Source organism: Pseudomonas asturiensis, assembly GCF_900143095.1.
Taxonomy (GTDB): Bacteria; Pseudomonadota; Gammaproteobacteria; order Pseudomonadales; family Pseudomonadaceae; genus Aquipseudomonas; species Aquipseudomonas asturiensis.
This window is the reverse complement of the sequence record NZ_FRDA01000001.1, coordinates 502,520-509,047: the sequence shown is the minus strand read 5'-3', so window position 1 is coordinate 509,047 and position 6,528 is coordinate 502,520. Positions and strand designations below refer to the sequence as shown.

General features: G+C 59.5%; 6 protein-coding genes. 4 read left to right on the top strand and 2 right to left on the bottom strand.

Annotation, left to right across the window (positions count from 1 at the left end):
• Positions 1–338: 338 nt before the first annotated feature.
• Positions 339–1,106, top strand: a complete 768-nt coding sequence (locus BUB69_RS02410) for a helix-turn-helix transcriptional regulator (RefSeq protein ID WP_073162111.1) — start codon at positions 339–341, stop codon at positions 1,104–1,106.
• 54 nt (positions 1,107–1,160) lie between these two features.
• On the opposite strand, the gene BUB69_RS02405 is transcribed toward BUB69_RS02410, so the two are convergent.
• Together BUB69_RS02405 and rpiB are read right to left on the bottom strand one after the other, a co-directional pair.
• Complete coding sequence (locus BUB69_RS02405; protein WP_024689468.1) at positions 1,161–2,141, bottom strand: sugar-binding transcriptional regulator; 981 nt, start codon at positions 2,139–2,141, stop codon at positions 1,161–1,163.
• Between the two features lie 63 nt (positions 2,142–2,204).
• A complete protein-coding gene (gene rpiB, locus BUB69_RS02400) occupies positions 2,205–2,666 on the bottom strand; it encodes a ribose 5-phosphate isomerase B (RefSeq protein ID WP_073162110.1) in 462 nt (153 codons plus the stop codon).
• Positions 2,667–2,943: 277 nt separating this feature from the next.
• Between rpiB and BUB69_RS02395 the strand changes: the two genes are divergently transcribed.
• The 3 genes from BUB69_RS02395 to BUB69_RS02385 are packed head-to-tail and all read left to right on the top strand — an operon-like array spanning position 2,944 to position 6,468.
• Positions 2,944–4,431 carry a sugar ABC transporter ATP-binding protein gene (locus BUB69_RS02395; RefSeq protein ID WP_073162109.1) on the top strand — a complete coding sequence of 496 codons (1,488 nt, stop codon included), beginning with the start codon at positions 2,944–2,946 and terminating at the stop codon, positions 4,429–4,431.
• The gene (locus BUB69_RS02390) at positions 4,428–5,405 is read left to right on the top strand and encodes an ABC transporter permease (protein ID WP_073162108.1); all 978 of its coding nucleotides are present in this window, start codon (positions 4,428–4,430) and stop codon (positions 5,403–5,405) included. Before BUB69_RS02395 ends, BUB69_RS02390 begins: the two co-directional genes overlap by 4 nt.
• A 52-nt stretch (positions 5,406–5,457) precedes the next feature.
• Positions 5,458–6,468 (top strand): substrate-binding domain-containing protein, encoded by a 1,011-nt coding sequence (locus tag BUB69_RS02385; RefSeq protein ID WP_073162107.1) that lies wholly within the window; start codon positions 5,458–5,460, stop codon positions 6,466–6,468.
• Positions 6,469–6,528 lie beyond the last annotated feature (60 nt).

The window sequence follows — 6,528 nt, the reverse complement described above, 5'->3', positions numbered from 1 at the left end:
GGCTCAAGGTCCTTCTTGGCGAATAAGTCAGGAATTGAACCATTGGTCATTATCAGTGTCTGTCCCGCTAAACCCGGACGCTGGCGTATAGCCATCACTCAGCTGCGTGAGATAGACGTCTCGGCGCTTGCGTAGGATGATGCTGATCAAGTGCTAAAGAACTCTACTTGTCCCGTGTAATGAATCGGTCGGTAAGTCTGTCCCTGTTTTCTGCTACAGACGTCGGATAGATCCTTCGGTTGAATACGCCAAATCATCCAGTGCATCCGTCATTACCCCACGACGCGCTCACAACAGGGCAACGCCCATGCACGGTCAGAATCAGGGAGCAGATAAAGATGAAAACGACACGCTCGCCGAACACTCGCTATGACCCGCGCTTCTATCTGGAATTGGGTCATCTGGTTTCGAGCACTGGCGGCTCGTCATTTACCGGACAAATGCTGCAACTCGTCGACACCCTGGTTTCTGTTCAAGGCATTGATCTGAGCGAATGGACGCTGGACGTGGCTCAGGCACGTGTCGAGCGCATCACCCGCCTGGGTGGCGCAGGCTTGCAGCATGATCTTTACGCATCGGACACGCTGCGTCAGTCCCTGATGCCGTGCATTGTGCAGATGGACGACTCGTTACTGATCCAGACAAAAGCATCCGTGGGACAGAAATGCGCACGCCGCGACGTGCATATCTGCAGCCTGGTCTCCAGCAGTGGCGATCTGCGACGGGTCATCTGCCTTTATCGCCTGACGGGAACGAAAGCGTTTTCGCTGAGCGAGTTGTCGTTGCTCAAGAGCCTTTCCGACATGCTGCTGCCGCTGGTCGAGCACCATTCACAGTTGCTGGTGCAATCGACTGCGGAAAAAATCGACGCAGAGCCAGGGTCGATCGATGAAGCATTCAGTGGACGCCTGGCGCAGGACGCGATCACGCTGTCGGCCCGTGAACAGGAGGTCTGTATAGGCTTACTGACGGGAGGCTCGGTTGCGGAGATGGCGCGGCGGCTGAACGTCAAGAACAGTTCGGTGGAAACCTACCTCAAGCGCGCCACCGCAAAGCTGGGCGTCAGCGGCCGGCACAGCCTGGCCAAGTGGATGGCAGGGCCGTAAGGCAGGCGCGTGCTGCCCTGCCTGGCCATTGACCGCGTAACACCCGCAAGAATCTCAACGCTTACGCGTGGCATCGTCCAGCGCCAGGATCGTGTGCGCGTTGGTCACTGTGGTTGCCAAGGTGTTGATCACCCCGGAACGCAGCGCACCCAGCGTTGCCGCCGCCTTGGTGTTTTCACTGGCAATGGCGACCACATCCGGGATGCGAAACAACTCCTGAACGGTTAATCCAATCACCCTGCCCTGGATGGCGTTGACCGCAGGCTGGCCATGGATGTCGATGAAGTCATAGCCCATCATGTCGCCCACCGTGCCAGATAACCGGGCCTGGGCAATTTCCTGTGGCGAGAACCAGCCCATGCGCACCATGTTGCTGTTCTCGCTCATGTCGCCAATGCCGATCAGCGCAATGTCGGCGCGGCGAGCGCGGTCCAGGGTCGAACGTACAGTGTCGTTATTGATCAATACGCCACGCAATTCCGGGTTGGCGACCAGCGCCGGGGCGTAAAGGCTTTCGCTTTCGCCGCCAAAGCGCAGCGCCAGACGCCGACAGATGTGATCGGGGTTCATGTACTCGCCCGCCTTGAGCGAACCACCGATGGCGCACACAAAGGTGCAGTTGCGCGTCACTGGCAGGAACACGTTATCTGCCACCGCTCCGACGTTGCGGCCCATGCCCACGGCGACAATCATGCCGTCGCTCAGCGTTTTGTTCAGGTAGTTGGCAACCAGACTGGCAACCGCCGAGCGCTGGGTGTCGGGGTCGCTGTGATCGACTGCAATCAGCGCGCGGTCGAGTTGAAACCGCTCCACCAAGGCCTGTTCAAGCTCATTGTTCATGGCCGGATGCTGCAGCACGCGCACCTCGACAATGCCTTCGTCACGTGCGCGTTTGAGCAGTCGGCTGACTTTTGCGCGGGACAGGTCGAAACGTTTGGCGATGGCTTCCTGAGTGACGTTCTCAAGGTAATAAAGCATCGCGACTTCGGTCATCAGATCGATGTCACTGGCCATGCGCTGGTTACTGTCACTCATGTGGACGGGCTTCCGTTTCGACGTCAAAGGGGCATTCTCCCTACTCCCGCCCCCCTGCGTCCACTACTGATGGCCGTCACGCTCGATGGCGCTGATGCGATCGACCTTGGCACCGGAGCGCGCCGCTTCGAATTCCGACTCCAGGAATGACTTGACGATGCTTTTCGCCAGTTCAGCGCCAATCACCCGCGCGCCGATGGACAGAATCTGCGCATCGTTACTCTTGCGCGCCCGCTCTGCCGAGTAAGTGTCGTGCGCCTGAGCGGCGCGAATGCCCAGCACCTTGTTGGCTGAGATCGCCATGCCGATTCCCGTACCACAGACCAGTATGCCCAGCCGCTGCTGCCCCGCATTGATGGCCGTTGCCACGGCCAGGGCAATGTCCGGGTACAGCACCGGTGCGGTGGAATGGGTACCGAAGTCGGTCACCGGATAGCCCAGTGTCTCGATGTGACGCTTCAACAACTCTTTGAGCTCATAACCCGCTTCATCGCATCCGATGGCCACCGGGAAAAATGTGTTCATGGCGTTTGGCTCCACTGCCAGGGTCACTTATGACTGACCAAATGTTCAATCGGTGAAATTCCGATCACTTATTTCTCAGGCATTCACACCTTTCTGTCAAGCAAGTTTTAGGCAAGGATTCAAACGCAAGCCGGACAGACCGCTTAATGGCGGCCAGCTCGCCCATTCTGAAATTTTCAGGAAAGAGATTGACTGAACAGAATTTCATTTGATACACATATGCTCACTGAGCTACACCAGTGCACCTAATAAGAATTCACAGCACGAGGACACGCCAATGGCCACGCCATTACTGCTCCAGGCTGAACACGTCGCCAAGGCCTATGCTGGCATTCCTGCCCTGCGCGACGGCCGTCTCTCACTGCGCGCAGGCAGTGTTCACGCACTGTGCGGCGGTAACGGCGCAGGCAAATCGACCTTCCTCAGCATTCTGATGGGCATCACCCAGCGTGACGCCGGCACCATCCTGCTCAACGGCCATCCCGTGCAGTTCAATCGTCCGGGTGAAGCGCTGGCAGCGGGAATCGCCATGATCACTCAGGAACTGGAACCCATCCCGCACATGACCGTCGCCGAGAACATCTGGCTGGGCCGCGAGCCACGTCGGGCGGGCTGTATTGTCGACACCCGCGAGCTAAACCGGCGCACGCGTGAACTGCTCGAAAGTCTGGAGTTTGACGTAGAGGCCACCAGCCCCATGCACCGCCTGAGCGTTGCGCAGATTCAACTGGTGGAAATCGCCAAGGCGTTCAGCTACGACTGCGAAGTCATGATCATGGATGAGCCCACCTCGGCCATTGGCGAGCGCGAAGCGCAGACGCTGTTCAAGGCGATTCGCCGCCTTACCGCCCGAGGTGCTGGCATCGTCTATGTCTCCCATCGCCTCAGCGAGCTGGCTCAGATTGCCGATGACTACACCATCTTCCGCGACGGGGCATTCGTCGAAACCGGGCGCATGGCCGACATTGATCGGGCGCATCTGGTTCGTGGCATCGTGGGTCAGGAACTGACACGCATCGACCATAAAGTGGGTCGCGCATGCGCCGCCGAATGCTGCCTGAGCGTGAGCGGCCTGAGTCGCCATGGCGAGTTTCACGACATCAGCCTGCAATTGCGTCAGGGCGAAATCCTCGGCATCTATGGCCTGATGGGCTCGGGGCGCAGCGAATTTCTCAATTGCATCTACGGGCTTACCACGCCGGACGCGGGCACAGTGACCCTGCAAGGCAAACCCATGCCGGTCGGCCTGCCCAAGGCGACGATACGCGCCGGAATGTCGCTGGTCACCGAGGACCGTAAGGACAGTGGTCTGGTGCTCAGCAGCAGCATCCTCTCCAACATCGCCCTGTCGGCTTACAAACAGTTGTCGAGTTGGTCGCTGATCAATGCCCGCAAGGAGACCCGACTGGCCGAAGACATGGTCAAGCGCCTGCAGATCAAGACCTCTTCACTCGACCTGCCCGTGGCGTCCATGAGCGGCGGCAACCAACAGAAGGTGGTGCTCGCCAAATGCCTGTCGACCGAGCCGATCTGCCTGCTCTGCGATGAACCGACCCGGGGCATCGACGAAGGGGCCAAGCAGGAGATCTACCACCTGCTGGACCAGTTCGTGCGAGCCGGTGGCGCGGCCATTGTGGTGTCGTCCGAAGCGCCCGAACTGCTGCGCCTGAGCGACCGGATCGCCGTGTTCAAGGCCGGTCAGCTGGTGACCATCAGCAGCGACACCGACCTTTCCCAGGAAGCCTTGTTGAGTCTTGCCTCATGAATGCCAAAACCATAACCGCCCCCGTTACTGCCACCCCTCGCAGCCGCCTGCGTCTTTCGCTGGACCGCTTTGGCCTGCCACTGGTGTTCATTGTGCTGTGTATCGTGATGGCCTTTTCCAGCGAGTACTTCATGACTTGGCGCAACTGGATGGACATCCTGCGCCAGACCTCCATCAACGGCATTCTTGCGGTCGGCATGACCTACGTGATCCTGACCAAGGGCATCGACCTGTCCGTCGGCTCGATTCTGGCCTTCGCCGGGTTGTGCAGCGCGCTGGTCGCAACCCAGGGTTATGGCCTGCTGGCGGCGGTGAGTGCCGGGATGTTCGCCGGGGCGATGCTGGGCGTAGTCAACGGCTTCATGGTCGCCAACCTGTCTATCCCGCCCTTTGTCGCCACCCTGGGCATGCTCAGTATCGCGCGTGGCATGACCTTCATTCTCAACGACGGCAGCCCGGTCACCGACCTGCCGGAAGCCTATCTGGCACTCGGCATCGGCAAGCTTGGGCCGATTGGCGTGCCCATCATCATCTTCGCGGTGGTGGCGCTGATTTTCTGGATGGTGCTGCGCTACACCACGTACGGCCGCTATGTGTACGCCGTGGGCGGCAACGAGAAAAGTGCCCGCACCTCAGGCATCGGCGTACGCAAAGTGGTGTTTTCGGTGTACGTGGTGTCCGGGTTGCTGGCAGGCCTTGCCGGGGTGGTGCTGTCCGCCCGAACCACCTCCGCCCTGCCCCAGGCTGGTATGTCCTACGAGCTGGACGCCATCGCCGCGGTGGTCATCGGTGGCACGAGCCTGTCAGGCGGCACTGGCAGCATTGTCGGCACGCTGTTCGGTGCATTGCTGATCGGGGTGATCAACAACGGCCTGAACCTGCTCGGCGTGTCCTCCTATTACCAGCAGGTCGCCAAGGGCCTGATCATCGTGTTCGCAGTACTGATCGACGTGTGGCGCAAGAAAAAACGCTAATCGCTTTTCCTCTGAATGAACGACTGACTACAACAATAACGGAGTTCTCATCATGAAATTCGGCACTTCCCTGGCCGCTGTTGCGGCGCTCACCCTGCTGGCCAGCAGCATCACCCTGGCGGCAGATGGCAAGACCTACAAGATCGGCGCGGCCGTCTACGGGCTCAAAGGCCAGTTCATGCAGAACTGGGTGCGTGAGCTCAAGCAGCACCCGGCGGTCAAGAACGGCACCGTGCAGATCACCGTATTCGACGGTAACTATGACGCACTGACCCAGAACAACCAGATCGAAACCATGATCACCCAGCATTATGACGCGATCATCTTTGTGCCCATCGACACCAAGGCAGGCATCGGCACGGTGGCCCGAGCCATGGCAGAAGATATCCCGGTCATTGCCTCCAACACTCGCGTGGCCAGCACCACAGTGCCCTATGTCGGCAACGACGACGTCGAGGGTGGACGACTGCAGGCCCAGGCCATGGTCGACAAGCTCAAAGGCAAAGGCAATGTGGTGATCATTCAGGGACCGATTGGCCAATCCGCGCAGATCGATCGTGAAAAGGGCGAGATGGAAGTCCTGAAGAAACACCCTGACATCAAGATTATCGAGATGAAGACCGCCAACTGGTCACGCGCCGAAGCCCTGGCCCTGACGGAAGACTGGCTCAACGCGCACCCCAATGGCGGCATCTCCGGCATCATCGCGCAAAACGACGACATGGCCCTCGGCGCATTGCAGGCTGTCAAATCCCGCGGCCTGACGCCTGCCGAAGTCCCCGTCACCTCCATCGACGGTATGCCGGATGCGATTCAGGCAGCCAAGAAAAACGAAGTGACCACCTTCCTTCAGGACGCTCAGGCCCAATCCCAGGGCGCACTGGACGTCGCCCTGCGTGCCCTCGCCGGCAAGGATTACAAACCACAATCCGTCATTTGGGAGCGCTACGCCAAAGACGTCAAATGGGGTGACGGGACTGACAAGAACTACATCCTGCCCTGGGTGCCGGTGACGGACGCCAATGCCGATGCGCTTTACCAGCAGGTGAGTGGCGGCAAGTAGCTTCCCTGATGGCAGCCAAAACCTGAGTGCCTGACTGGATGCAAAACCTGTGGGAGGCGG

What these genes read in the sequence shown, in the direction of transcription:
- BUB69_RS02410 (WP_073162111.1), top strand. Translation starts at nt 339, where the DNA reads ATGAAAACGACACGCTCGCCGAACACTCGCTATGACCCGCGCTTCTAT.
- BUB69_RS02405 (WP_024689468.1), bottom strand. Translation starts at nt 2,141, where the DNA reads ATGAGTGACAGTAACCAGCGCATGGCCAGTGACATCGATCTGATGACC.
- rpiB (WP_073162110.1), bottom strand. Translation starts at nt 2,666, where the DNA reads ATGAACACATTTTTCCCGGTGGCCATCGGATGCGATGAAGCGGGTTAT.
- BUB69_RS02395 (WP_073162109.1), top strand. Translation starts at nt 2,944, where the DNA reads ATGGCCACGCCATTACTGCTCCAGGCTGAACACGTCGCCAAGGCCTAT.
- BUB69_RS02390 (WP_073162108.1), top strand. Translation starts at nt 4,428, where the DNA reads ATGAATGCCAAAACCATAACCGCCCCCGTTACTGCCACCCCTCGCAGC.
- BUB69_RS02385 (WP_073162107.1), top strand. Translation starts at nt 5,458, where the DNA reads ATGAAATTCGGCACTTCCCTGGCCGCTGTTGCGGCGCTCACCCTGCTG.